Raw genomic sequence first — 25,323 nt, 5'->3', positions numbered from 1 at the left:
ATGCGGCACCGCCGCAGGCGAACGCACTGGCGCTGGACGCTACTTGGCGGTCAGCGCCGCCTTGACCTGGGCCGACACGGCGCTCATATCGGCGCGGCCCGCCAGCCGGCCCTTCAACAGGGCCATGACCTTGCCCATGTCCTGCGGACCCGCGGCGCCGCTCTCGGCCACCGCGTTGGCGACTTCGGCCGCCACTTCGGCGTCGGACAGCGCAGCCGGCATGTAGACCTGCAGCACCTCCAGCTCGGCGCTCTCCTTGTCGACCAGGTCGGTGCGGCCAGCCTGCTGGAACTGCGAGATCGAGTCCTTGCGCTGCTTGATCAGCTTCTCGACCACCGCCAGCACGGCAGCGTCGTCCAATTCCGTCCGCTCGTCGACTTCACGCTGCTTGATCGCCGCCAGCAGCAGCCGGATCGTGCCGAGCCGCTCCGACTCGCGCGCCCGCATGGCGGCCTTCATGTCATCGGTGATTCGTTGCTTGAGGGACATGGCAATCTTTCCAGGTGGACTCGTCAGCACAAAACAGCAACGAGCGAGGGCGGACAGGGAGGCGGAGCACCAACACAAAAACCCGCCGGAGCGAGGCCCACAGCGGGTCTGGATGCTGACGCGGAAAGGCGTTCAGCCGATCGACCGGTCGATCAGTACAGCTTCTTCGGCAGCATCTGGCTGCGAATGCGCTTGTAGTGGCGCTTCACCGCCGCCGCCTTCTTGCGCTTCCGCTCTGCCGTCGGCTTTTCATAAAACTCGCGCGCCCGCAGTTCAGTAATCAAACCGTTCTTTTCGATGGTGCGCTTGAAGCGTCGCATCGCAACTTCAAACGGCTCGTTTTCTTTGAGGCGAATCGTGGTCATGTGCCAAAAGTGGAGTTAGCGGTTTTACGAAGACTTGGAGTCTAGCACGAAATTCGTCAAGCGTGCCGGTTTACGGCTCGGGTTTACCACTGAGATCCGGCCGCGCCTTCGACGCCGCGGCGATGGTCCACACGTTCTCCGCGACCGCCTTGCCAGCCGCCACACCAGACGCCCAGGCCCACTGGAAATTGTAGCCGCCGAGCCACCCGGTGACGTCGACCACCTCGCCGATGAAGTACAGATTCGGCACCGAGCGCGCCATCATCGTGCTGGACGACAGCGCTCGCGTGTCAACCCCACCGCGCGTGACCTCGGCCTTGCGGTAGCCCTCGGTACCGGACGGCACCAGCTGCCAGCGGTTCAGCGCCTCGCCCAGCTTGCGCAGCGCCTTGTCCGGCAGATCGTGCGGCAACTTCGCGGCGTCGAGCCCGGCGGCGCGGCACCAGGCGTCGGCCAGGCGCGCCGGCATCCGGGCGGCCAGCAGGTTGCCCAGATGCTTGCGGGTGCCGTTCTTGGCCTCCAGCAGCCAGGCCGCGGCGTCCTCGCCCTCGAACAGGTCGATCGTGATCGGCGTGCCGGGGCGCCAATAGCTGGAGATCTGCAGCACCGCCGGGCCGGACAGCCCGCGGTGCGTCCACAGCAGGTCCTCACGAAAGGCGCCGGCCTCCTTGCCCTTGCCGGTGGCGATATCGACCTCGCGGGACAGTCCCGCCAGCGGCGCGAACGGCTGCCAGGCGGCGCCGTCGAAGGTCAGCGGCACCAGCGCGGGCCGCGTTTCGACCACCGGCAGGCCGAACTGGCGAGCGATCCGGTAGCCGAAATCGGTGGCACCGATCTTGGGGATCGACAGCCCGCCGGTGGCGACCACGAGGGCACCCGCCCGCACCGGGCCATCGGGCGTCAGCAGCAGAAAGTCGTCGCCTTCCCGGCGAATCTCGGCGACCGTGCAGCCGGTGCGCCAATGGACCTGTCCCGCGCCGCACTCGGCCCGTAGCATCTCGATGACCTGCTCGGCGCTGTCGTTGCAGAACAGCTGGCCGCGATGCTTTTCGTGCCAGTCGATCTGATGGCGCCGCATCAGCGCGAGGAAATCCTGGGGCGTATAGCGCGCCAGCGCCGAGCGGCAGAAATGCGGATTGTCGGACAGGTAGTTGGCCGGCCCGGCGTGCAGATTGGTGAAATTGCAGCGCCCGCCGCCGGAGATGCGGATCTTCTCGGCGAGCCGCGTGGCATGGTCGATCAGCACGACGCGGGCGCCCTGCTGGCCCGCGACCGCGGCACACATCATGCCGGCCGCCCCGGCGCCGAGCACCGCCACGTCGTAACGTCCGGCCCCGGAGGACGGCGAGGACGGCGAGGACGGCGAGGACGGCGACGACGGCGACGGGCGGCGCGATAATGGGCGCGCCGCTGGCTGCGCTGCTGAGTGCGACTCTGACATGACGATCCTGCTGGAGAATCGGCGATTGTAGCGAAAAGCGCGCAGCGGCCCCCTGTGCTACCCTCGCAGGCTTTGCGCCGCGGCCCTGGCGCTTCGTCTCCATCCGCACCACACCATGCTCGTTCTCGGCATCGAATCCTCCTGTGACGAAACCGGCCTGGCCCTCTACGACACCGAGGCCGGCCTGCTCGCGCACGCGCTGCACTCGCAGATCGCGATGCATCGGGACTACGGCGGCGTGGTACCCGAACTGGCCTCGCGCGACCATATCCGGCGCGTGCTGCCGCTGCTGCAACAGGTGCTGGACGAGGCCGGACGCCAGCGCGGCGACATCGACGCAATCGCCTTCACGCAGGGGCCGGGACTGGCCGGCGCGCTGCTGGTCGGCGCCTCGGTGGCCAACGCGCTGGGATTCGCCCTCGATGTGCCGATGCTCGGCGTGCACCATCTGGAGGGCCATCTGCTGTCGCCGCTGCTGACGCCAAATCCGCCCGCCTTCCCCTTCGTCGCGCTGCTGGTATCGGGCGGCCACACGCAGCTGATGGAGGTGCGCGGCATCGGCGACTACGCGCTGCTCGGCGAGACGCTGGACGACGCGGCCGGCGAGGCCTTCGACAAGACCGCCAAGCTGCTGGGCCTGGGCTACCCCGGTGGCCCCGAAGTGTCGCGGCTGGCCGAGTTCGGGCTGCCCGGGGCGTACGAACTGCCGCGGCCGATGCTGCATTCGGGCAATCTCGACTTTTCGTTCGCCGGCCTGAAGACCGCGGTGCTGACGCAGGCGCGCAAGCTCGGCAACATCTGCGAGCAGGATCGCGCCAATCTGGCGCGCGCCTTCGTCGATGCGATCGTCGACGTGCTCGCGGCCAAGTCGATGGCGGCGCTGAAGGCAACCGGCCACAAGCGGCTGGTCGTCGCCGGCGGCGTCGGCGCCAATCGCCAGCTGCGCGAGCGGCTCGACGAACTGGCGGCCAGGCGGCGCGCGCAGGTCTTCTATCCGGACCTGGCCTTCTGCACCGACAACGGCGCGATGATTGCCTTCGCCGGCGCGATGCGGCTGCAGGCCGCGCCGCAACTGGCGCAGCGCGAATACGGCTACGGCGTCACGCCGCGCTGGGACCTGGCGGATCTGCGGCTGCCGGCTGCGCAGTGATCCGCGCCCTGGCCAGTTGACAGGGCAGGACGGCAAAAAAAGACGCCACCCATCGGGGTGGCGTCGTCTTTTGAAGTCCCTGGGTCCCCGCGTGCGCGGGGACGACAGGTTCGGCAACTAGCTCAGCCGCTTGTCGCGCTCGATCACCGCGTAGGCGCTGTGGTTGTGGATCGACTCGAAGTTCTCGGCCTCGAGCACGTAGGCCACGATGCGCTCGTCGGCATTGAGCCGCATCGCGATATCGCGCACCAGATCCTCGACGAACTTCGGATTCTCGTAGGCGCGCTCGGTCACGTACTTCTCGTCCGGACGCTTGAGCAAACCCCACAGTTCGCACGAGGCCTCTTCCTCGGCCATCCGCACCAGCGCCTCAACCGGCAGGTCGGCCGCCAGCTCGACGCACATCGTGATGTGCGAGCGCTGGTTGTGCGCGCCGTACTGCGAGATCTTCTTCGAGCACGGGCACAGGCTGGTGACCGGCACCAGCGCCTTCAGCCAGACCCGGGTGACGCCATCGCGCGCTTCGCCGATCAGCGTGACCTCGTAGTCCATCAGCGAAGCGACGCCCGACACCGGTGCGACCTTGTTGATGAAATAGGGGAAGGTGACCTCGATACGGCCGGCCTGCGCCTCGAGCCGCTGCAGCATCTTGCCGAGCAGTTCGCGGAACGACGCCAGGTCGAGCGGCTCGCGCTCGTCCTCGAGCAGCGCAACGAAGCGCGACATGTGGGTGCCCTTCTGGTCGGCGGGCAGGTGCACGTCGAGGTTGAAGGTGCCGACGGTCGGATGCACGCCGCTGGGGGTACGCATCGTGAGCGGATAGCGCACGCCACGCACGCCGACACGCTGGATCGGGATCTGGCGCGTGTCCAGGCTCGATTGCACGTCGGGCATCACGAAGGCCGGATTGATGTCATTCATGACGGATTTCCTCGGTTTCCTTTACGGTCGCGGCATCTTCGCAGTCCACCTTGCCGCGCAACGAGTGTGAAACCACGGGCGCGCCGGAAAACACGGCGGCGCCAGCCCGCAGCTGCGAACACGAAAACCAGCGATTCTAAGGGAATTCGGGTGATGCCGCCCGCACCGGGCTGGCAGCCGCCGGTGCGGGGGCGTGCGGACGACCGCTCAGGCGGCCTTGGTTGCCGCCGCGGATGCGGCGGACGCGGCCGTGGCGGCGGGCGTCGTCAGGCCGAAACGCTCGCGTACCGAGCGCTCGATGCCGGCCGCGTCGAGGCCGCATTGCGACAGCAGGAAGGCGGGGTCGCCGTGGTCGACGAAGTGGTCGGGCAGACCCAGCTGCAGCACCGGGATCTCGATGCCGGCCGCGGCCAGCGCCTCGAGCACCGCGCTGCCGGCGCCGCCCATCACGACGCCCTCTTCCACCGTGACCAGGTAGTCGTGCTCGCGCGCCAGCGTCTTCACCAGCTCCACATCGAGCGGCTTGACGAAGCGCATGTTGGCCACCGCGGCGTCGAGCTTGTCGGCCGCGCCCAAGGCGGGATGCAGCATCGAGCCGAACGCCAGCACGGCGACCCGCTGGCCGGCGCGCGCGCCGCAGCTGCGGCGCATCTCGCCCTTGCCGACCGGCAGCGTGTCGAGCGAGGCCTGCGTCGCCACGCCCGGGCCCGCGCCGCGCGGATAGCGCACCGCGGTCGGGCAGTCCTGCGCGAAGGCCGTGCTCAGCAGCTGGCGACACTCGTTCTCGTCCGCCGGCGTCATCACCATCATGTTGGGGATGCAGCGCAGATAGGGAATGTCGTAGGCACCGGCGTGGGTCGCGCCATCGGCGCCGACCAGGCCGGCGCGATCCAGTGCGAACACCACCGGCAGGTTCTGCAGCGCGACGTCGTGGATCAGCTGGTCGTAACCGCGCTGCAGGAAGGTCGAGTAGATCGCGACCACCGGCTTCAGGCCCTCGCACGCCATGCCGCCGGCGAAGGTCACCGCATGCTGCTCGGCGATGCCGACGTCGTAGTAGCGGTCCGGAAAACGCTGCTCGAATTCGACCAGACCCGAACCTTCGCGCATCGCCGGCGTGATGCCGATCAGCCGCGGATCGGCCGCGGCCTGGTCGCACAGCCATTCGCCGAACACCTGCGTATAGGTCTTGCGCGCCGGCTTGGCGGCCGGGCGGATGCCTTCGGCCGGATTGAACTTGCCGGGGCCGTGATACAGGATCGGGTCGGCCTCGGCCAGCTTGTAGCCCTGGCCCTTCTTGGTGACGACATGCAGGAACTGCGGGCCGGCGCCTTCCAGCGCGCGGCGGCGGATGTTCTGCAGCGTCGGTACCAGCGAATCGAGATCGTGGCCGTCGATCGGCCCGATGTAGTTGAAGCCGAATTCCTCGAACAGCGTGGCCGGCACCACCATGCCCTTCGCATGTTCCTCGAAGCGCTTGGCGAACTCGAGCACCGGCGGCGCGACCGACAGCACGCGCTCGATGCCCTTCTTGGTCGCCGCATAGAACTGGCCGCTGAGCAGGCGCGCCAGATGGCGGTTCAGCGCGCCGACCGGCGGCGAGATCGACATGTCGTTGTCGTTGAGCACCACCACCAGCGGCAGGTCCTTGTAGACGCCGGCGTTGTTCATCGCCTCGAAGGCCATGCCGGCGGTCATCGCGCCGTCGCCGATCACCGCGATCGACACGCGCTGCTCGCCCAGCGTGCGGGCGCCGAGCGCCATGCCGAGCGCGGCCGAGATCGAGGTCGACGAGTGCGCGGTACCGAAGGTGTCGTACTCGCTTTCGCTGCGGCGGGGAAAGCCCGAGATGCCGTTCCACTGGCGCAGCGTGTTCATGCGCTCGCGCCGCCCGGTCAGGATCTTGTGCGGATAGCTTTGATGGCCGACGTCCCACACCAGCCGGTCCACCGGGGTGTCGAACACATAGTGCAGCGCGATCGTCAGTTCGACCGTGCCGAGATTGGACGACAGGTGGCCACCGGTCTGCGAGACCGACTCCAGCACGAAGGCGCGCAGTTCGTCGGCCAGCGTGGCCAGCTGGCGGCGGTCGAGCTTGCGCAGGTCCGCGGGGTCGTCGATGGTATTGAGCAATGCGTAAGTCATGGTATCCGTCCTGCCGCCGGATTCTCCCGTCCGGCTCGTCGTTTTACGGCGATCGGTCGCGCGGCCCGCTGTCAATGCGTGCGCAGCACGATCAGGTCGGCCAGGTCCGCCAGCCTTGCCGCGCGGTCGCCGAATTCGCCCAGCGCCTTGCGGGCGTCGTCGCGCAGCCGGGCGGCCAGTTCGCGGGCCGGTTCCAGGCCAAGCAGCGACACATAGGTCGGCTTGTGGTGCTCGGCATCCTTGCCGGCGGTCTTGCCCAGTGTGGCGGTATCGGCGGTAACGTCCAGAATATCGTCTACCACCTGGAACGCCAAACCGATCGCGGCGGCGTAGCGGTCCAGCGCCGCCAAGCCCGCCTCGTCGATGCGGCCGCACAGCGCGCCCATGCGGATGCTCGCGCGCAGCAATGCGCCGGTCTTCATCCGGTGCATCGTCTCCAACTGGTCCAGCGACATCGCCTGGCCGACGTGCTGCAGGTCGATCGCCTGGCCGCCGGCCATGCCGACCGAGCCCGAGGCGCGCGCCAGTTCGCCGACCAGCCGCAGCCGCGCGGCCGGTTCCAGCGTATCCGCCTCGGCCAGCACGATGAACGCCTGGGTCTGCAGCGCATCGCCGACCAGCAACGCGGTGGCCTCGTCATAGGCCTTGTGCACGGTCGGCCGGCCACGGCGCAGGTCGTCGTCGTCCATGCAGGGCATGTCGTCGTGCACCAGCGAATACGCGTGGATCATCTCGACCGCGCAGGCCGCGGCATCGCAGGCGCGCGGGTCGGCGCCGCCAACCTCGCCGGCCGCATGGACCAGCAGCGGGCGCACCCGCTTGCCGCCGCCCATGGCCGCGTAGCGCATCGCCTCGTGCAGCCGCGCCGGCAGCCGGTCCGCGGCCGGCAACGCGGCCGCCAGCGCCGCCTCGGTACGGGCGGCGCGGTCCTGCATCCACTGCGCGAAGGCGGTCATTCGGTATCTGCCTGGCTGCCGGGCTCGGCCAGGGGCTTGAGCGCGTCGCCCTCGAGCACCTTGACCTGCTGCTCGATGCGCTCGAGCATCTGCTGGCAATACTTGACCAGTTCGGCACCGCGCCGGTAGGCCGCCAGCGATTCCTCCAGCGGCAACGCCCCGCTTTCCATGCTGGTGACCAGCGCTTCGAGCTCGGCCATGGCGGCCTCGTACGAGGCTGGCGGCGCGCTGGTGGGAACCTGGTCGCCGTCGCCGGCCGGCACGGTGGTTGTCTTTGGCATATGGGGTTTTGATCCAGAAACCGCGATTTTACGGCAAATCGTCCCGGCCAAGCCCGAACCGATGGGGGGATCGGCGCGGCCCGGCCGGCACACCGGGCGGCATCGCGTGTTCGTGAGCACAAAACGCCACATCGAGGCCGGCCAATGTTCGCGGCCGCGCCAAAAAGGCAAAAAAATCAGGCCCTTATCCCCGGGCTGGGGTACAATCCCCGGTTCGTCAGCGAAAACCGCGGCACCATGCCACGGGCTCCCGGTCTGACCGTCTTTCCCATATCGATTTCAATTTCGATGGTTGGGTTGTTCACTGCTTTCGCCTGTTTATTAGGGAGTGGGGATAATGTCCAATCTCAGCACCGCGCTGAAGCTTGCGCCGGCTGATACACAGCTGCCCGTCCGTGCGTACTTCGACGAGGCGTTGCATCAACAGGAACTGGATCTGCTGTTCAAGAAGGGCCCCGCCTATGTCGGCCACGCGCTGATGGTGCCCGAAGTCGGCGACTACCATACGCTGGCCGCCGAGGAAGAAGGCCGCATGCTGGTGCGCAATCCGGAGGGCATCGAGCTGATGTCCAACGTCTGCCGCCACCGCCAGGCCATCATGCTGAACGGCCGCGGCAACGCCTCCAATATCGTCTGCCCGCTGCACCGCTGGACCTACGATCTGAAGGGCGAGCTGCTCGGCGCGCCGCATTTCGCCCAGCAGCCCTGCCTGCACCTGAAACGTTCGCCGCTGCAGAACTGGAACGGCCTGCTGTTCGAGGGCGAGCGCGACGTGCGGGCCGATCTCGCACGCCTCGGCGTCTCGCAGGACCTGAACTTCGACGGCTACATGCTGGACCACGTCGAGGTCCATGACTGCGACTACAACTGGAAGACCTTCATCGAGGTCTATCTCGAGGACTACCACGTCGTGCCCTTCCACCCGGGCCTGGGCAGCTTCGTCTCCTGCGACGACCTGAAGTGGGAGTTCGGCGAGCAGTACAGCGTGCAGACCGTCGGCCTGCACGCCGGCCTGAAGCGGCCCGGCAGCGCGACCTACCAGAAGTGGCACGACGCGGTGCTGCGCTTCAACAACGGCGAGCTGCCCAAGCATGGCGCGATCTGGCTGACCTACTACCCGAACGTGATGGTCGAGTGGTACCCCAACGTGCTGGTCATCTCGACGCTGCACCCGATGGGCCCGCGCAAGACCCGCAACGTCGTGGAGTTCTACTACCCCGAGGAAATCGTGCTGTTCGAGCGCGAGTTCGTCGAGGCCGAGCGGGCCGCCTATATGGAGACCTGCATCGAGGACGACGAGATCGCCGAGCGCATGGATGCCGGGCGGCTGGCGCTGATGAAGCGCGGCGAGAACGAGGTCGGCCCGTACCAGTCGCCGATGGAAGACGGCATGCAGCACTTCCACGAGTGGTATCGGCGCGCGATGGGATCGGCTGCTTGAGCGTCAAATGAGCGTCGACGAGCGTCGAATGAGCGCCAAATGAGCATCAAATGAGCGGCGGGCACCGTGCCCCGCGCTCCGGCAAAACGGACCGCCACGGCGGTCCGTTTTCATTCGCGGCCGCGTAGCTGCCGCTTCCAAGCACGCAATGGGCGGTGACCGCCCACCGGGCTTTGGTGCAATGCATCAGCACTGCTACAATCGGCTCGCCAAAGCGGCTGCCACCTCACTTGCCGCCCGGCACGCTGCCGCGCCGCCAGGCGCCGCGCCGCGGTTCCCGAATCCCCGCTGTCCTCGCCTTCCCTCGCCATGCAATCGCTCTGGATGCTGTTCGCCGCCTTCTCGTTCTCGCTGATGGGGGTGGGCGTCAAGCTGGCTTCCGAGATGTACACCACCGGCGAGATCGTCTTCTACCGCAGCCTGATCAGCATGCTGATCATCTGGGCGATCCTGGCCTCCAGCGGCATCTCGGTGCGAACGCCGCATATGACCACGCATATCAAGCGCAGCCTGTTCGGCGTGACCGCGCTGATGCTGTGGTTCACCTCGATCAGCCTGCTGCCGCTGGCCACGGCGATGACGCTGAACTACATGTCGCCGGTCTGGATCGCGCTGATCGTCGGCGCCGGCGCGGCGCTGGCGGGCACCGCCGGCGGCGCGGACCGCAAGCTGATCGGCGCCATCGTGATGTCGTTCGCCGGGGTGATCTGCCTGCTGCAGCCGTCGGTCGGCAAGGATCAGCTGACCGGCGGCCTGGTCGGGCTGATCTCCGGCATGTTCACGGCCCTGGCCTATGTCGAGGTGCGGCAACTCGGCCAGTTGGGCGAGCCCGAAGGCCGCATCGTGTTCTATTTCTCGCTGGTCGGCACGCTGGCCGGGGTGGTCTGGATGATGTTCTCGGGCGTCAGCAGCCACACCTGGCACGGCGCCGGCCTGCTGCTTGGCATCGGCATCCTCGCCACCCTCGGCCAGACCGCGATGACGCGCGCCTACAAGCGCGGCAACACGCTGCTGACCGCCAATCTGCAATACGCCGGCATCGTGTTCTCGAGCCTGTGGGGCATGATGATCTGGGACGACGCGCTGAACTGGCTGTCGTGGCTCGGCATGGGCCTGATCATCGCCAGCGGCATCGCCACCACGCTGACCCGCGCGCGCGAGAGCACCAGCCAGCCGACGGCGGCGACGCCGGTCAAGTCGGCCGAGGCGGAGGTGCATCCCGAGGTGTAGGTCTCAAGGCCCTGGAACTCCCCTCTCCCGCTTGTGGCAGAGGGCTTGGGGGAGAGGGATGCGGCGGTGGATCCGCGAACGTCAGCGGCAATGGCCAACGCCCTGTCCCTCTCCCCGGCCCTCTCTCGCAAGCGGGAGAGGGAGAACACCCCGGCGAATGGGCTAGGCGAGCAGGCCTGCCCCCCCCCCCCCCGCGTCAGCCTCGCTCCGATGGCGGCAGGCGCCACTTTCGGCGATCATCGGGATTCCTCGACGATCCGTCGCCACTAGACAGGTTTTACGATGCCCCAAGCCGTTTGGACCACGCTGATCTCCTGCGCCGATCTGCAGGCGCTGCGCCAGGATGCGGGCCGGCACAGCGTGCTGATCGATTGCTCCTTCGACCTGGCCGATCCGGCCGCCGGCCGCGCGGCCTACCACCAGAGCCATCTGCCCGGCGCCTTCTACCTGCATCTGGACAACGAGCTGTCGGGCGAGAAGACCGGCCGCAACGGCCGTCATCCGCTGCCCGATCCCGACGCGCTGACCGCGCGCCTGCGCGCGCTCGGCGTCAACGACGACACCCAGGTGGTCGTCTACGACGCGCAGGGCGGCATGTACGCCGCGCGCGCCTGGTGGCTGCTGCGCTGGATCGGCCATCAAGCGGTGGCCGTGCTCGACGGCGGCAAGCAGGCCTGGGTCGCCGCCGGCCTGCCGCTGGAGAGCGGCACCACGCCGGAACCGGAAGCGCACGCGGGCGGCCATCTGACGCGCCGGCCGTCGCTGGTCGGCACGGTCGATGCCGATACGCTGATGGCCAATCTGCAGTCGCCGAGCCTGCAGGTGGTCGATGCCCGCGCGCCGGATCGCTTCCGCGGCGAGAACGAAACGCTGGACCCGGTCGGCGGCCATATTCCCGGCGCGGTCAACCGCTGCTTCAAGGACAATCTGCAGCCCGACGGCCGCTTCAAGCCGGCCGAGACGCTGCGCGGCGAATTTGGCGGCGTGCTGGGCGCGACCCCGGCCGAGCGCGCGGTGATGCAGTGCGGCTCCGGTGTCACCGCCTGCCACAACCTGCTGGCGCTGGAAGTGGCGGGACTATCGGGCGCGGCGCTCTACCCCGGCTCGTGGAGCGAGTGGTGCGCCGATCCGGCGCGGCCGGTCGCGACCGGCGAGCGGTAAGCCGGCGCTAGCGACGGCAGCCGCCCGCGTGGCGCGGCGGCTGCAACAGCTCAGTGGTCGGCATGCGCGTGCGCATGGCCGGCTCCGCCATGGCCCGCCTCGCCGTGGCCGTGGTGATCGTGGACGCCGTCGGTCACCCAGACGATCGCCGCGATGCCGGCGGCCACCAGCACCACCTGCACGATCGACTCGCGCCAGCGCGGCTTGCGCTGCATCTGCGGCATCAGGTCGCTGACCGCGATATAGAGGAAGCTGCTGGCGGCGATCACCAGCACATACGGCACCCAGCCGCTCATCTCGTCGAGCAGGAAATACCCGACCAGCCCGCCCGCCACCGCGGCCAGGCTCGACAGCAGATTGAAGGCAAACGCGCGCGCCTTCGAGAATCCGGCATTGAGCAGCACGATGAAGTCGCCGACTTCCTGCGGGATCTCGTGGGCGGCGATCGCCAGCGCGGTGACGATGCCGATCTTGGGATCGGCCAGGAACGCCGCGGCGATCACGATGCCATCGGCGAAATTGTGGAAGGTATCGCCGACCAGGATCGTCAGGCCGCTGCGGCCAGCCTCCTCGCGATCATGGCCGTGATGGTGATGATGGCCGTCGCCCTCGTGGTGGTGCGAATGGCGCAGCAGCGAGATCTTTTCCAGCAGGAAGAAGCCGAGCAGGCCCGCGAGCAGCGTGCCGAACAGCGCGCGCGGATCGGCGCCCGAGGCGAACGCCTCCGGCAGCGAATGCAGCAAGGCGGTGGCCAGCAGCACGCCGACCGAAAAGCTGACCATGCGCTCCACCGCGCGCGACGCCGCGGTCAGCGACAGCAAGGCGGCACCGAGAATGCTGCCCACGCCGGAAATCGTGGTGGCCAGCAGGATCAAGACGAGCGTGGAAAAGATGATGGGCTCCCGGAGGGTTCGCCCCTGCCCGTGTCGCGGACCGCGCGGCCAGGCCGCATCGGTCCGTATAAACGCAACACTGTTGCAAGAGGCGCAAAGCCCGCATTGTACGGAGGTCGGGGGATTTTGCAATGGGCCGGGCTTCCGTTGCGGAAGCCGGCGCGTCACCGGGAACCGCCTGCTGCCGCGGATATCCCCAAAATGGGTACGAACGTACCGAATCTGGGGATATGCCGGGAAGCGCTACGCCACCCCGTGCTCCTTGAACCACGCCAGGCACTTCTGCCATCCGTCCTTCGCGTCCGCCTCGCGGTAGCTCGGCCGGTAGTCGGCATGGAAGGCGTGGCCGGACTCGGGGTAGACGATGAACTTCGAGGCCTTGGCGGCCGGATTGCTGGCCGCCGCCAGCGCCGCCTTCATCCTGTCGACGGCTTCCAGCGGGATGCCGGTGTCCTTGCCGCCGTACAAACCCAGCACCGGCGCCTTCAGTTGCGCCGTGATATCGATCGGATGGCGGGGCTGCAGCGGCGTGGTGTCGCCGCCGAGCCGGCCATACCAGGCGACGCCGGCCTTCAGCTGCCTGCTGTGCGCGGCGTAGAGCCAGACGATGCGGCCGCCCCAGCAGAAGCCGGTGATGCCGAGCTTGCCGACATTGCCGCCGTTGGCGCCGGCCCATGCGACCGCCGCATCGAGGTCGCCCAGCACCTCGCTGTCCGGCGTCTTGGCGATGATCTCGCGCTGCAGTTCCTGGATCGTGCCGAAGCTGGTCGGATCGCCCTGGCGCGCGAACAGCTCGGGGGCGATCGCCAGATAGCCCTGCTTGGCCAGGCGCCGGCAGGTGTCGGCGATGTATTCGTGCACGCCGAAGATCTCGCTGATCACCAGCACCACCGGCAGGTCGCGCTTGCCTTGCGGCATCGCCCGGTAGATCGGCATCTTGAAGTCGCCGGACGGAATCGTGACCTCGCCGGCCGTCAGCCCTTCGAAATCGGTCTTGATCGCCTGCGCGGTGACCGGCAGCGCGGCGGCGGCGAAGGCCGAGCCGAGGGCGGTCTTGACGAAGCTGCGCCGGTCGAACGTCTGGCCGGGAACGAGGCTTTCCACTTCGGGCTTGAGCATGCGGGTCTCCTGATGTTGGCGAACGGGCGGACGCTGCGCCAGCGGACGGGCCGGGGCATCAGGAAGGCGATTCTAAGCAAACATGGTGTCCAGCGCACGCTGCGGGGCGGCGCGGCCGTGCCTGCACGGCCTCGGCCGGGCCGCGCGCCGTTCAGTGCAGCTTCACGCGCGGATGGGTCTTGCTGCGCAGCCAGTGGGCGACGGTATCGAGGCCCATGCGCACGGCGCCGTGCAGCGCCATCACATGCATCCGGTACAGCGAGGTGTACATCAGCCGCGCCATCAGCCCCTCGATGAACATCGAGCCGCCGATCAGCCCGCCCATCAGATTGCCGACCGCGGTAAAGCGGCCCAGCGACACCAGCGAGCCAAGATCCTTGAACTGGAATTCCGGCAATGGCCGTCCTTCCAGCCGCGCGCGCAGCGCGTCGTACAGGAAGCTGGCCTGCTGGTGCGCGGCCTGCGCGCGCGGCGGCACCGTGGTCTGCTTGGCGGGCCACGGGCAGCTGGCGCAATCGCCGAACGCAAAGATGTCCGGGTCGCCCTCGCTCTGCAGCGTCTGCTTGACGACGATCTGGCCCTGCCGGCTCAACGGCAGGTCGAGCGTCTTCAGCACCGGCGGCGCCGTGATGCCCGCCGCCCAGACCGTCAGCTCGGCGGGGATCCGCTTGCCGCTGGCCGTCAGTACCGCATCGGGCGCGATCTCGGTGACCCGCTCGCCGACCAGCATGCGCACGTCCAGCTTGCGCAGCAGCTCGGCGGTTTCCTTCGACACGCGCTCGGACAGCGCGGGCAGGATGCGCGGGCCGCCCTCGATCAGCGTGATATGGATGTCGCGGCGCGGGTCCAGGCGATGCAGCCCGTAGGCGTTCAGCACCTGCGCGGTGTTGCGCAGCTCGGCGGACAGCTCGACGCCGGTTGCGCCGGCGCCGACGATCACGACATCGACGTCGGGGCGTCCATCGCCATCGTCGTCGTTCCGCGCCAGCCCGTTCTGGGCCCGCACGCAGGCGGAAATCAGCCGGCGGCGGAAGCGCTCCGCCTGCTCGACGGTGTCGAGCGCGATCGCGTGCTCGGCCGCTCCCGGCGTGCCGAAGAAATGCGTGATCGATCCGATTGCCAGCACCAGCGTGTCATACGGAATCTCGCGCGCGGGCAGCAGTTCGATGCCGTCCTGGTCGACGCAGGCCGCGACCGAGATCGTCTTGCGCGTGCGATCGAGGCCGGTCAGCTCGCCCTGCTGGAACTCGAAGTGGTGCCAGAGCGCCTGCGCGGCATATTCGAGCTGGTGCGTGTTCTGGTCCATGCTGCCGGCGGCGACCTCATGCAGCAGCGGTTTCCAGATATGCGTGGGCGAACGGTCGACCAGCGTGACATGCGCGGCGCCGCGCTTGCCCAGCTTGTCGCCGAGACGCGTTACCAGTTCCAGCCCACCTGCTCCACCGCCGACTACGACAATCCGATGCGCGCTTGTTTGCATGTTCTATCCGTTCTGGATGGTCGGACCGCCGGCATGCCGGCGGGTACTGCCGCTTGCTTCCGTATTGCTTCCGTTTTGCTTCTGTCTCGCTTCCGTTTGCGTCAGTTTGCTGCAATGCAGCAAGATTGGCAAGGCGGGGCCCGGCAGGCCCCTTTCGCTCAGTGGGCTTCTTCCCAGTTCGCGCCGACGCCGGTTTCAGCGACCAGCGGCACGCGCAGCTCGGCCACACCGCACATCAGTTCGGGCAGGCGCGCACGCACCAGTTCCAGCTCGGCCGTCGGCACCTCGAGCACCAGCTCGTCATGCACCTGCATGATCTGGCGCGTGCCGAGCGACTCGCGTTCGATCCAGTCCTGCACGGCGATCATCGACAGCTTGATCAGGTCGGCCGCCGTGCCCTGCATCGGCGCGTTGATTGCCGCGCGCTCGGCGGCCTGGCGGCGCGGGCCGTTGCCGCCGTTGATGTCCGGCAGCCACAGGCGGCGGCCGAACACGGTCTCGACATAGCCCTGCTCGCGCGCCGTCTGCCGCGTTTCTTCCATGTAGCGCGCCACGCCCGGATAGCGCATGAAATAGCGGTCGATATAGTGCTTGGCCGCCTCGCGTTCGATGCCGAGATTGCTCGCCAGTCCGAACGCGCTCATGCCGTAGATCAGGCCGAAGTTGATGACCTTGGCATAGCGGCGCTGCTCGCTGCTGACCGCATCGGCCGCCACGCCGAAGATCTCGGCCGCGGTGGCGCGGTGGATGTCGTCGCCGCGCGCGAAGGCGCCGAGCAGGTTCTCGTCGCCCGAGATATGGGCCATGATGCGCAGCTCGATCTGCGAATAGTCGGCCGACACGATCGCATGGTCCGGCGACGCGATGAAGGCCTCGCGAATGCGCCGGCCCTCTTCGGTACGCACCGGGATGTTCTGCAGGTTCGGCTCGGTCGATGCCAGACGGCCGGTCACCGCGGTGGCCTGGCCGTAGCTGGTATGCACCCGGCCGGTGGCCGGATTGACCATGCGCGGCAGCTTGTCGGTGTAGGTCGACTTCAGCTTGGACAGCGCGCGATAGTCGAGCAGCAGCCGCGGCAGCGGATAGTCCTCGGCCAGCTTCTGCAGCACCTCTTCGTCGGTCGACGGTGCGCCGCTGCTGGTCTTCTTGACGACCGGCAGCTGCATCCGCCCGAACAGGATCTCGCCGATCTGCTTCGGCGAGCCCAGATTGAACGGCTGGCCGGCGGCCTCGTAGGCGCGCTGCTCCAGTTCCATCATGCGCTGACCCAATTCGGCGCTCTGCGCGGCGAGGCGCGGCGCGTCGATCAGCACGCCGTTGCGCTCGATCTTCTGCAGCACCACCGACACCGGCATCTCGATGCGCTCGTAGACGTAGCGCAGGCCGTCGGCCGCCTCCAGCTGCGGATACATCTTGCGATGCAGGCGCAGCGTCACGTCGGCGTCCTCGGCCGCGTACTCGGTCGCGCGCGCCAGATCGATCTGGTCGAAGCACAGCTGGTTGACGCCCTTGCCGCAGACCTCTTCGTAGGTCAGCGTCTTCAGGTTCAGCAGCCGTTCGGCGAGGCTGTCCATGCCGTGATTGCGGTGCGAGGCCAGCACGTAGCTCTGCAGCATCGTGTCATGGCGAATGCCGCGCAGCGCGATGCCGTGGTTGGCGAACACATGGACGTCGTACTTCAGATGCTGGCCGACCTTGTAGCGCGCCGGATCTTCGAGCCACGCGCGCAGCCGCGCCAGCACGACGTCGCGCGGCAACTGGCCGCGGCCTTCCATGCCGGCCACGTCGGGCCCCTGGTGCGCGACCGGGATATAGCAGGCGATGCCGGGCTCGACCGACAGCGAGATGCCGACCAGCTGCGCCTGCATCGGATCGATCGACGTGGTCTCGGTATCGATGCAGGTCAGCTCGGCGCGCTCGATCCGGCGCGCCCATTCCTCGAGCGCGGACTCGGTGACCACGGTCTCGTAGCGGATCTCGGCGGGGGGCGCTTCGGCCGGTGCTTGGTCTCCCGCTGCCGCGCCTGGACCATCGAACAGGCTGCCCTGGCCCGCGCCGTTGCGCGAGGCCGCGGCTTGCGCGCGCGCGTCGGGCAGCTTCTCGCCGGTCAGCTCGCGCAGCCAGGTCTTGAAGCCGTAGCGCGAGAAGAACGCGATCAGCTTCTCCTTGTCTTCGCCCATGTCGCGCAGCGCATGGAAGTCGGGGATCGGCTCGGACAGGTCGCAGTCGATCTTCACCGTCACCAGCTCGCGCGCACGCGGCAGCCACTCGAGCGTGTTGCGCAGGTTCTCGCCGACCACGCCCTTGATCTTGTCCGCATTGGCCATGATGCCGTCGAGCGTGCCGTATTCGGTCAGCCATTTGACCGCGGTCTTGGGACCGACCTTGGGCACGCCGGGCACGTTGTCGACCGCATCGCCGATCAGCGACAGATAGTCGACGATGCGCTCGGGCGGTACGCCGAACTTGGCCACCACGCCCGGCGGATCGAGGACTTCGCCGCTCATCGTATTGACCAGCGTGACGCTGTCGTTCACCAGCTGCGCCAGGTCCTTGTCGCCGGTGGACACCACGGTGCGGATGCCCTCGGCGGTGGCCTGGCAGGCGAGCGAGCCGATCACGTCATCGGCCTCGACACCATCGACCACGACGATCGGCCAGCCCAGCGCGCGCACCGCCTCGTGGATCGGCTCGATCTGCCTGGCGAGATCGTCGGGCATCGACGGGCGATGCTCCTTGTATGCGGGGTACAGCGCATCGCGGAAGGTCTTGCCCTTGGCGTCGAACACGCAGGCGCTATACTCTGCCGGGTAATCGTTGCGCAGCTTGCGCAGCATGTTGATCATGCCGTAGATGGCCCCCGTGGGCAGGCCTTCGCCGTTGCGCAGATCCGGCAGCGCGTGATAAGCGCGATACAGATAGCTCGACCCATCGACGAGCAGCAGTGTTTTAGGACTATCCGACATTCCCATGGACTCGAAATTGACTGGTGCCGCGGCAAGCGGTGATCCCACCGCCCCCGACCACGCCAACGGCGTGGCCGGCAGCCGCAGCAACCCCGTGACCGCGGCGGTCCGTGCCAACGAAGGCAAGATCACCACGGCTGCGGATATGGATGTGAACGTCACCGTCGGCCCCGCCGACGATGGCCCGGGCGATACCGCCTCGCCCGCCGATGCACCGGCGTCCGCCAAGGCGGCGCGGTCCAACCCGCGCAAGATGATTCCCAGCCTGCGTGCGCTGGCCGACGAAGACCGCGCGACCGCCAAGAAGGCGCGCGCCTCGTGGCAAATGTTCACGATTATGGCAGAGTTCATCGAGGCGACCGAGTACCTGTCCGAGGTCCGGCCGGCCGTCTCGATCTACGGCAGCGCGCGCCTGCGCGAGGATTCGCCGTACTACCAGCAGACCATCGATATCGCGCGGCTGTTCTCCGACGCGGGCTTCGCCGTGATCTCCGGCGGCGGCCCCGGCATCATGGAAGCGGCCAACAAGGGCGCGCACGCGGGCAAGTCCGCCAGCGTCGGTCTCAATATCGAACTGCCGCACGAGCAGCAGGGCAATCCGTATCAGGACATCGCCATGCGCTTCCGCCATTTCTTCACGCGCAAGGTGACCTTCGTCAAGAACTCGGACGCCTTCATCGTGATGCCGGGCGGCTTCGGCACGCTCGACGAACTGGCCGAGGTGCTGACGCTGGTGCAGACCGGCAAGTCGCGCGCGGTGCCGGTGGTGATGGTCGGCAGCCGCTTCTGGAAGGGCCTGCTCGACTGGTTCCGCTTCACGCTGCTGCCGATGGGCCTGATCGCCGAGCACGACCTCGATCTGATGCAGATCGTCGACGAGCCGCACGAGGTGCTCGAAGCGGTCTACGACTACTACGAGCGCCGCGGCGGCGATACGCCGATCCCGCCGAAGGAAGAGATGTTCTACCTGTGAGTGGCGCCGGCGGGCCGCTGCCCGCTTGCTCCGAGTGCCCGAACCGCCTCGCCACGGGCCCGCGGACGGCAGGAATTGCTAGAATGCAAGCCTGATGCCCGAGTCGCGCCTGGCCCTGCCGTCCGCGACGCCCATTCGGATGCGCCGGCACGCCGCGCGCATCGCACAGGAGCCCGAGATGACCTCCCAATCCTTTCCGGCCGCCGGCGCGGACGAGCCGGAGCCCCTGCCCGGGGTTGCGCGACGCGGCCTGACGTTGGCCGCGGCGGTGCTCGCGCTGATCGCCGCGCCGGCCGCGCTGGCCCAGCAGTCGTCCCAGCAGGCCGCCGACGACAACGGCGCGCTGTCCCAGCAGGAACTGAACGAGATCAACAACCAGCCCATCGCGCCGTCGGCGAAGACCCAGCTCAATCATCCGCGCGAGCCGAGCTTCCAGCTGAACGAGGCCGATGGCACGCAGGTGCGCGAATACCGCGACCGCCGCGGCCAGCAGGTCGATATCGAAGTGAGGTCCGGCGCGGGCACGCAGTACCAGATGAGCCGTCCCGAGGACAGCTCGCCGCGCATCCGCGAACGCGAAGTCAATCGCGTGCCTTCGGTGCGCGTGCTGCAGTTCTGAGCCTGCCGCGGACGGGGCCGCCCCATCCGCGCGCGCCATCCGACGTTTCACCGCTCCCGGCCCGGGGGTTCGCTTCCGGGCCGCGCCGGACGCCGCTGCCCGCGGCGCCACGGCATGCCGCGGGCCCTGCCCGCCGGCGCCATCCGGCTTTACATCCGGTTCCAACCAGACAAGACAGTATGGCTGTATTCACCACGGTCTCGCACGACGAGATCGCGCAATGGCTGCTCGACTATGACCTTGGTACGCTGCGCGCGCTGCGCGGCATTCCCTCGGGCATCGAGAACAGCAATTTCTTCGTGACGATGGAGCAAGACGGCCAGACGCGCGACTACGTGCTGACCATCTTCGAGCGCCTGCGCTTCGAACAGCTGCCGTACTACCTGCACCTGATGGCGCATCTGGCCGAGCGCGGCATCCGCGTACCGGCGCCGATGCCGGGCAAGGACGGCGAGATCCTGCGCGCGCTCAAGGGCAAGCCCGCCACCATCGTCACGCGGCTGCCGGGCAGCTCGCAGCTGTCGCCGAACGCGCAGCAATGCGCCGAGGTCGGCGACATGCTGGCGCGCATGCACCTGGCGGGCCGCGGCTATCCGCGCCAGCAGCCGAACCTGCGCAGCCTCGCGTGGTGGCGCGAGACCGAGGGCGAGATCCTGCCCTTCCTCGACGACAGCCAGCGCGCGCTGCTGCAGGACGAACTCGCGTTCCAGGGCGCGTTCTTCGGCGGCGCCGACTATGCGGCGCTGCCGGGCGGCCCCTGCCATTGCGACCTGTTCCGCGACAACGTGCTGTTCGAGGACGCCGGCAACGGCCAGTCGCGGCTGGGCGGCTTCTTCGATTTCTACTTCGCCGGCGACGACAAGTGGCTGTTCGACCTGGCCGTGACCGTCAACGACTGGTGCATCGACCTGGCCAGCGGCGAACTGGATGCGCCGCGCGCGACGGCGCTGCTGCGGGCTTATCATGCGGTCAGACCGCTGGACGCGGTCGAGGCCGCGCACTGGCAGCACATGCTGCGCGCCGGCGCGCTGCGGTTCTGGGTCTCGCGGCTGTGGGACTACCACCTGCCGCGCGAGGCCGACATGCTGCAGCCGCACGACCCGACCCACTTCGAACGCATCCTGCGCCGGCGCATCGCCGCCACCGCGCTCCCCTGGACCTGACGGGCGCCGCCGATGGCAGCCCCGCTTGTCGCACCTGATTGCCGCACCTGATTCGGACCCGATTCGTCATGCAACTACTGGAAGTTCCCGCCAAGGAAGGCTACGTCTGGTTTCGCCAGGGTCTGTGGCTGTTCCGCAAGAACCCGCTGACCTTCCTGATGCTGCTGTTCATTTATCTGATCGCCGCGCAGATCGCGATCTTCATTCCGCTGATCGGCATCGTCGCGCTGCTGGTGCTGACGCCTGGCCTGTCGGTCGGCATCATGACCGCGTGCCGCGAGGTGATCCAGAACCGCAAGGTCATGCCCACCGTGCTGCTGGCCGGCTTTCGCAGCAACGGCAAGCAGGCCGCGCGCCATCTGCTGATGCTGGGCGGCATCTATGCGGGACTGGTGTTCGTGCTCAGCCTGATCGCGGGTACGCTGGTCGACATGCGCGCGCTGCTGCCGGTGCTGCTCAAGGAAGAGCCGCCGACCGAGGAGGCGATCCGCCAGCTGTATTACGCGCTGCTGATCGGTGCGGCGCTGTACACGCCGATCGCGATGTTGTTCTGGTTCGCGCCGCTGCTGGCCGCCTGGCACAACGTGCCGCCGGTCAAGGCGCTGTTCTTCAGCTGGACCGCCTGCTGGCGCAACCGCGGAGCCTTCTTCACCTATGCGCTGCTGTTCGCGCTGCTGCTGGTGGCGGTGCCGTTCTTCCTGGAGGCGATCTTCAGCGCCTTCGGCGCCGAGGGCGTGCTGTCGTTCCTCGTCACGCCGTATTCGCTGCTGATGCTGGCGGTCCTGTACTGCTCGTTCTACGCGACCTATCGCGGCTGCTTCAATATCGCGCCGCCGGAGGGGAACGGCGAGGCGGCCGCCTGACTTTCGCTGAAACCACCCCCTCTCCCCAGCCCTCTCCCCCTGAGGGGGAGAGGGGGAACACCAGGGGCAAACTCAACGCCCGCGGATTTTCGGAGACCTCATGCTTGCTCCCCTCTCCCGCTTGCGCGGAGAGGAGCCGGGGGAGAGGGCAAGCGACGCCCGCCCGCCCCCATCTCAATCGATCGCGTCCAGCTTCGCCACCGACAGCGCCAGCCACTTGGCGCCGTGGCGCTTGAATTCGATGTTGGCGCGCGCGTCGGCGCCCTCGCCTTCCAGCGCCTTGATCACGCCCTCGCCGAACTTGTTGTGGAAGACCTGCTGGCCGATGCGCCAGCCCGATTCGGCCTGCCGCTTCTGGTCGGCGTAGCCGTTGCCGGTGTCCATGCCGCCGGTCGAGCGGCTGCCGGTATAGGGCACGTCCTCGGCGCGCTTGTACCAGTCGCGGCCCCACGCGCTTTCCGATGACTGGCGCCGCTGCGCGCCGTAGCTCTGCGCCGGCGGCGTCAGCCACTTCAGCGCGCCCTCGGGCAACTCGTCGAAGAAGCGCGAGCGGATGTGGTAGCGCACCTGGCCATGCAGCACGCGGCTCTGCGCGAACGACAGATACAGCCGCTCGCGCGCCCGCGTGATCGCCACGTACATCAGCCGGCGCTCTTCCTCGAGGCCATCGGCGTCGAGCATGCTGTTCTCGTGCGGGAACAGCCCTTCTTCGAGTCCGGTGATGAACACCACATTGAATTCGAGGCCCTTGGCCGCGTGCACGGTCATCATCTGCACCGCGTCCTGGCCGGCCTGGGCCTGGTTGTCGCCGGCCTCCAGCGACGCGTGGGTCAGGAAGGCGACCAGCGGCGTCATCACCTCGGGCAGCGCCTCGGGGTCCAGCACCTGCTGCTCCTGGTCGCCCTCGGCCAGCGCGGGCAGCGGACGATCGAGGCTCTGCCGGCGGCTGACCGGGATCGCGTTGGCCGGCGCGTCGAGGCCGTAGCCCTCCTCGACCACGAAGGCCTGCGCCGCGGTCACCAGTTCGCGCAGGTTCTCGATGCGGTCCTGGCCTTCCTTCTCGGCCTGGTAATGCGTGATCAGCCCGCTGGTATTGATCACGTATTCGACGGTCTCGGCCAGCGTCATCTGCCGGGTCTCGAAGCGCATCTGGTCGATCAGCCGGACGAACGACGCCAGCTTGCCGCCGGCCGCGCCGGCGACATAGGCGACCGCCTCCGACAGCGCGCAGTTGTACTGCCGCGCGGCGTCCTGCAGCGACTCGATCGAGCGCGCGCCGATGCCGCGGGCCGGGAAGTTGACCACACGGGCGAAGGCGGCGTCGTTGCGCGGATTCTCCAGCAGCTGCAGATAGGCCAGCGCGTGCTTGACCTCGGCTCGCTCGAAGAAGCGCAGGCCGCCATAGACGCGGTACGGAATGCCGGACGAGAACAGCGCGTGCTCGATCACGCGCGACTGCGCGTTGCTGCGATAGAGGATCGCGATCTCCGCGCGGCTGGCCCCCTGCGCGATCTGGTCGCGGATCTCCTCGACCAGCCAGCTGGCCTCCTGCCCGTCGGTGCCGGCCTGGAACACCCGCACCGGCTCGCCATGGCCCGCGTCGGTACGCAGGTTCTTGCCGAGCCGGCGCGCATTGTGGGCGATCAGGTGGTTGGCCGAGTCGAGGATATGGCCGTGCGAGCGGTAGTTCTGCTCGAGCTTGATCAGATGGCGCACGCGGAATTCGTGCTCGAAGTCGCGCATGTTGCCGACATTGGCGCCGCGGAACGCGTAGATGCTCTGGTCGTCGTCGCCGACCGCGAACACCGCCGCGGCATTGCCGGTGCCGAAGCCCGCCAGCAGCTTCAGCCACTGGTACTGCAGCACGTTGGTGTCCTGGAACTCGTCGACCAGCACGTGGCGGAAGCGGTGCTGATAGTGCTGGCGGATCGCGTCGTTGTAGCGCAGCAGCTCGTAGCAGCGCAGCAGCAGCTCGGCGAAATCGACCACGCCCTCGCGCTGGCACTGCTCGTCGTAGGCGGCATACAGATCGACGAAGCGGCGGTTGAAGTCGTCGTTGGCCTCGACGTCGGCCGCGCGCAGGCCCTGCTCCTTCGCGCTGTTGATGAAGTACTGCAGGTTCTTGGCCGGGTACTTCTCGTCGTCTACGTTCAGCGACTTCAGCAGGCGCTTGAGCGCGGACAGCTGGTCCTGGCTGTCGAGGATCGAGAAGGTCTGCGGCAGGCCGGCATCGCGGAAATGCGCGCGCAGCATGCGGTTGCACAGCCCGTGGAAGGTGCCGATCCACATGCCGCGCGTATTGATCGGCAGCATCGACGACAGCCGCGTCTGCATCTCCTTGGCGGCCTTGTTGGTGAAGGTCACCGCCAGGATGCCCGCAGGCGACACCCGGCCGTTCTGGATCAGCCACGCGATGCGCGTGGTCAGCACCCGCGTCTTGCCGCTGCCCGCGCCCGCCAGGATCAGCGCCGGTTCGTCCGGCAGCGTGACGGCGGCAAGTTGTTCGGCGTTCAGATTGGCAAGCAGGTCGGACATCGGGAGGGGCCTTGAGGAATCGGGCCATTATAACGGCGCGACCTTCCCCGGACCCTCGGGTCCCCTGCCCGTCGCGCCGGCCCCGGCCCTGCCCTGTGCCCTATGGCACCGCGGCGCCGTCGCGCTCCCGCGGCTCGAAGCACGGCGCCAGGCAGGCCTTCAACAGGCGCCGGGCCTCGCCGTGGATGCGCTCGCGCACGGCCTCGTCCTCGCCCTCGCCCAGGTCCATCAGCGCGGTCAGCACCTCGATCGCGCAGCGCGCGGTCAGCCGTGCGTCGTCCTCGGCCACCTGCTGGTTCTGCATCAGCCAGCGCGCCAGCAGTTCGGCGACCTCGCGGCTGGTGGCATCGTGGATCCGGCGCAGTTCCGGCGACGACTGCATCGCCCGGCGCAGCGCGATGCTGCCCGGCTGGCGGCTGCGCGCGCTGCGCACCTGGTCGAACACCGCATCGACCACGGCGCGCCAGTCCGCCACCGTCCCCGCCGACGGCAGCACCGACAGCGAATCGGCGGCGCGCTGGCGCATCTGGTGCTCGAACAGCGCGTTGATGACCGACAGCTTGTTCGGAAAGTACTTGTACAGCGTGGCGATATTGATGCCCGCGCGGCTGGCGATCAGATTGGTGGTGATTCGCTCGACGCCGACCTCGTCCAGCAGCGACGCGGTGGTATCGAGAATGCGTTCGAAGGTGACCCGGCCGCGCGCCCGCACCGGAGCCCGGCGCAGGCGCAGCAGCAGCGGCGCCAGGCTGTGGCCGGCGGCGCCTCCCTGATTGTGTTCGTTTTCGTTCTGGTTCATGTCCACGACCCGGCCGTCGGCCGACTGCACCGCCGGGCCCGCCCGCGCCCCGGCAACCCGCCCGGACCGCCATGCGGCGTCCCCTGCCCGAGCCCCCAACGCAGACGATAGGCCCCGCGGCGTGCCGCGACCGTGCTCTAGCGAACGCATCGGCCGCCGCGAAGCCGCCATACTGCGGTTCGTCCTGCGGTGGATACGAGGCGGCGCGCGGCGGGCAGGCGCGCCCCGCATGGGCATTTTGGGCGTCACCGAGCGGGCTCCCCTATAATTTAGGGCTTGTCTCCCTTTGGCCGCGCCCTGCAGGCGCGCACCAGACCGCAAGAGCCGCACCGG

At 68.2% G+C, this 25,323-nt stretch carries 21 protein-coding genes; 8 read left to right on the top strand and 13 right to left on the bottom strand.

Annotated elements, in window-relative coordinates; genetic code table 11:
• Positions 1 to 39: 39 nt before the first annotated feature.
• The 3 genes from M1D55_RS14025 to M1D55_RS14015 form a co-directional block, all read right to left on the bottom strand.
• On the bottom strand, positions 40 to 489 hold the full coding sequence (locus tag M1D55_RS14025) for a GatB/YqeY domain-containing protein (protein ID WP_064575871.1): 450 nt from the start codon (positions 487 to 489) through the stop codon (positions 40 to 42).
• Between the two features lie 152 nt (positions 490 to 641).
• Positions 642 to 854 carry a 30S ribosomal protein S21 gene (rpsU, locus tag M1D55_RS14020; RefSeq protein WP_006576196.1) on the bottom strand — a complete coding sequence of 71 codons (213 nt, stop codon included), beginning with the start codon at positions 852 to 854 and terminating at the stop codon, positions 642 to 644.
• Positions 855 to 924: 70 nt separating this feature from the next.
• Positions 925 to 2,172, bottom strand: a complete 1,248-nt coding sequence (locus M1D55_RS14015; protein WP_064575868.1) for a BaiN/RdsA family NAD(P)/FAD-dependent oxidoreductase — start codon at positions 2,170 to 2,172, stop codon at positions 925 to 927.
• 238 nt (positions 2,173 to 2,410) lie between these two features.
• On the opposite strand from M1D55_RS14015, the gene tsaD reads away from it, so the two are divergent.
• Positions 2,411 to 3,445, top strand: a complete 1,035-nt coding sequence (gene tsaD, locus M1D55_RS14010) for a tRNA (adenosine(37)-N6)-threonylcarbamoyltransferase complex transferase subunit TsaD (RefSeq protein WP_064575865.1) — start codon at positions 2,411 to 2,413, stop codon at positions 3,443 to 3,445.
• Between the two features lie 117 nt (positions 3,446 to 3,562).
• Here tsaD and folE2 read toward each other — a convergent pair whose 3' ends face one another.
• From folE2 to M1D55_RS13990, 4 genes are all read right to left on the bottom strand, one after another.
• Complete coding sequence (folE2, locus tag M1D55_RS14005; RefSeq protein ID WP_456282421.1) at positions 3,563 to 4,366, bottom strand: GTP cyclohydrolase FolE2; 804 nt, start codon at positions 4,364 to 4,366, stop codon at positions 3,563 to 3,565.
• Positions 4,367 to 4,573: 207 nt separating this feature from the next.
• Entirely contained in the window at positions 4,574 to 6,511 is a 1,938-nt protein-coding gene (gene dxs, locus M1D55_RS14000) for a 1-deoxy-D-xylulose-5-phosphate synthase (protein ID WP_064575859.1), read from the bottom strand.
• A gap of 71 nt (positions 6,512 to 6,582) precedes the next feature.
• The gene (locus tag M1D55_RS13995) at positions 6,583 to 7,467 is read right to left on the bottom strand and encodes a polyprenyl synthetase family protein (RefSeq protein ID WP_064575856.1); all 885 of its coding nucleotides are present in this window, start codon (positions 7,465 to 7,467) and stop codon (positions 6,583 to 6,585) included.
• Entirely contained in the window at positions 7,464 to 7,748 is a 285-nt protein-coding gene (locus M1D55_RS13990) for an exodeoxyribonuclease VII small subunit (protein ID WP_006578972.1), read from the bottom strand. Before M1D55_RS13990 ends, M1D55_RS13995 begins: the two co-directional genes overlap by 4 nt.
• A 337-nt stretch (positions 7,749 to 8,085) precedes the next feature.
• Between M1D55_RS13990 and M1D55_RS13985 the strand changes: the two genes are divergently transcribed.
• From M1D55_RS13985 to M1D55_RS13975, 3 genes are all read left to right on the top strand, one after another.
• Entirely contained in the window at positions 8,086 to 9,189 is a 1,104-nt protein-coding gene (locus M1D55_RS13985) for an aromatic ring-hydroxylating oxygenase subunit alpha (protein WP_006578973.1), read from the top strand.
• A gap of 309 nt (positions 9,190 to 9,498) precedes the next feature.
• Complete coding sequence (locus M1D55_RS13980) at positions 9,499 to 10,419, top strand: DMT family transporter (RefSeq protein WP_006578974.1); 921 nt, start codon at positions 9,499 to 9,501, stop codon at positions 10,417 to 10,419.
• A 282-nt stretch (positions 10,420 to 10,701) separates the two neighbouring features.
• Positions 10,702 to 11,580 carry a sulfurtransferase gene (locus M1D55_RS13975; protein ID WP_064575849.1) on the top strand — a complete coding sequence of 293 codons (879 nt, stop codon included), beginning with the start codon at positions 10,702 to 10,704 and terminating at the stop codon, positions 11,578 to 11,580.
• 50 nt (positions 11,581 to 11,630) lie between these two features.
• Here M1D55_RS13975 and M1D55_RS13970 read toward each other — a convergent pair whose 3' ends face one another.
• The 4 genes from M1D55_RS13970 to polA form a co-directional block, all read right to left on the bottom strand.
• Positions 11,631 to 12,455 carry a ZIP family metal transporter gene (locus M1D55_RS13970; protein WP_006579668.1) on the bottom strand — a complete coding sequence of 275 codons (825 nt, stop codon included), beginning with the start codon at positions 12,453 to 12,455 and terminating at the stop codon, positions 11,631 to 11,633.
• A 261-nt stretch (positions 12,456 to 12,716) separates the two neighbouring features.
• On the bottom strand, positions 12,717 to 13,592 hold the full coding sequence (locus M1D55_RS13965; RefSeq protein WP_064575847.1) for a dienelactone hydrolase family protein: 876 nt from the start codon (positions 13,590 to 13,592) through the stop codon (positions 12,717 to 12,719).
• A gap of 151 nt (positions 13,593 to 13,743) precedes the next feature.
• The gene (locus M1D55_RS13960; protein ID WP_064575844.1) at positions 13,744 to 15,072 is read right to left on the bottom strand and encodes an NAD(P)/FAD-dependent oxidoreductase; all 1,329 of its coding nucleotides are present in this window, start codon (positions 15,070 to 15,072) and stop codon (positions 13,744 to 13,746) included.
• A gap of 158 nt (positions 15,073 to 15,230) precedes the next feature.
• Positions 15,231 to 18,038 carry a DNA polymerase I gene (gene polA, locus M1D55_RS13955; protein WP_064575841.1) on the bottom strand — a complete coding sequence of 936 codons (2,808 nt, stop codon included), beginning with the start codon at positions 18,036 to 18,038 and terminating at the stop codon, positions 15,231 to 15,233.
• A gap of 4 nt (positions 18,039 to 18,042) precedes the next feature.
• Between polA and M1D55_RS13950 the strand changes: the two genes are divergently transcribed.
• The 4 genes from M1D55_RS13950 (at position 18,043) to M1D55_RS13935 (ending at position 21,656) form a co-directional block, all read left to right on the top strand.
• Entirely contained in the window at positions 18,043 to 19,011 is a 969-nt protein-coding gene (locus tag M1D55_RS13950) for an LOG family protein (protein ID WP_023263557.1), read from the top strand.
• Between the two features lie 178 nt (positions 19,012 to 19,189).
• Positions 19,190 to 19,630 (top strand): hypothetical protein, encoded by a 441-nt coding sequence (locus tag M1D55_RS13945; RefSeq protein ID WP_064576136.1) that lies wholly within the window; start codon positions 19,190 to 19,192, stop codon positions 19,628 to 19,630.
• Between the two features lie 179 nt (positions 19,631 to 19,809).
• Positions 19,810 to 20,793 carry a homoserine kinase gene (locus M1D55_RS13940; RefSeq protein ID WP_064575838.1) on the top strand — a complete coding sequence of 328 codons (984 nt, stop codon included), beginning with the start codon at positions 19,810 to 19,812 and terminating at the stop codon, positions 20,791 to 20,793.
• A 68-nt stretch (positions 20,794 to 20,861) separates the two neighbouring features.
• Complete coding sequence (locus tag M1D55_RS13935) at positions 20,862 to 21,656, top strand: BPSS1780 family membrane protein (RefSeq protein ID WP_006579445.1); 795 nt, start codon at positions 20,862 to 20,864, stop codon at positions 21,654 to 21,656.
• A gap of 174 nt (positions 21,657 to 21,830) precedes the next feature.
• Here the strand turns inward: M1D55_RS13935 and M1D55_RS13930 are convergent, their stop codons facing one another.
• A complete protein-coding gene (locus tag M1D55_RS13930) occupies positions 21,831 to 24,191 on the bottom strand; it encodes a UvrD-helicase domain-containing protein (RefSeq protein WP_064575835.1) in 2,361 nt (786 codons plus the stop codon).
• A gap of 100 nt (positions 24,192 to 24,291) precedes the next feature.
• Complete coding sequence (locus tag M1D55_RS13925; RefSeq protein WP_172682429.1) at positions 24,292 to 24,990, bottom strand: TetR/AcrR family transcriptional regulator; 699 nt, start codon at positions 24,988 to 24,990, stop codon at positions 24,292 to 24,294.
• Between the last annotated feature and the right edge of the window lie 333 nt (positions 24,991 to 25,323).

The organism is Cupriavidus sp. JZ107 (genome assembly GCF_053903255.1).
Note: the sequence above shows the minus strand (reverse complement) of the source record. Positions and strands in the feature narration are given on the sequence as shown.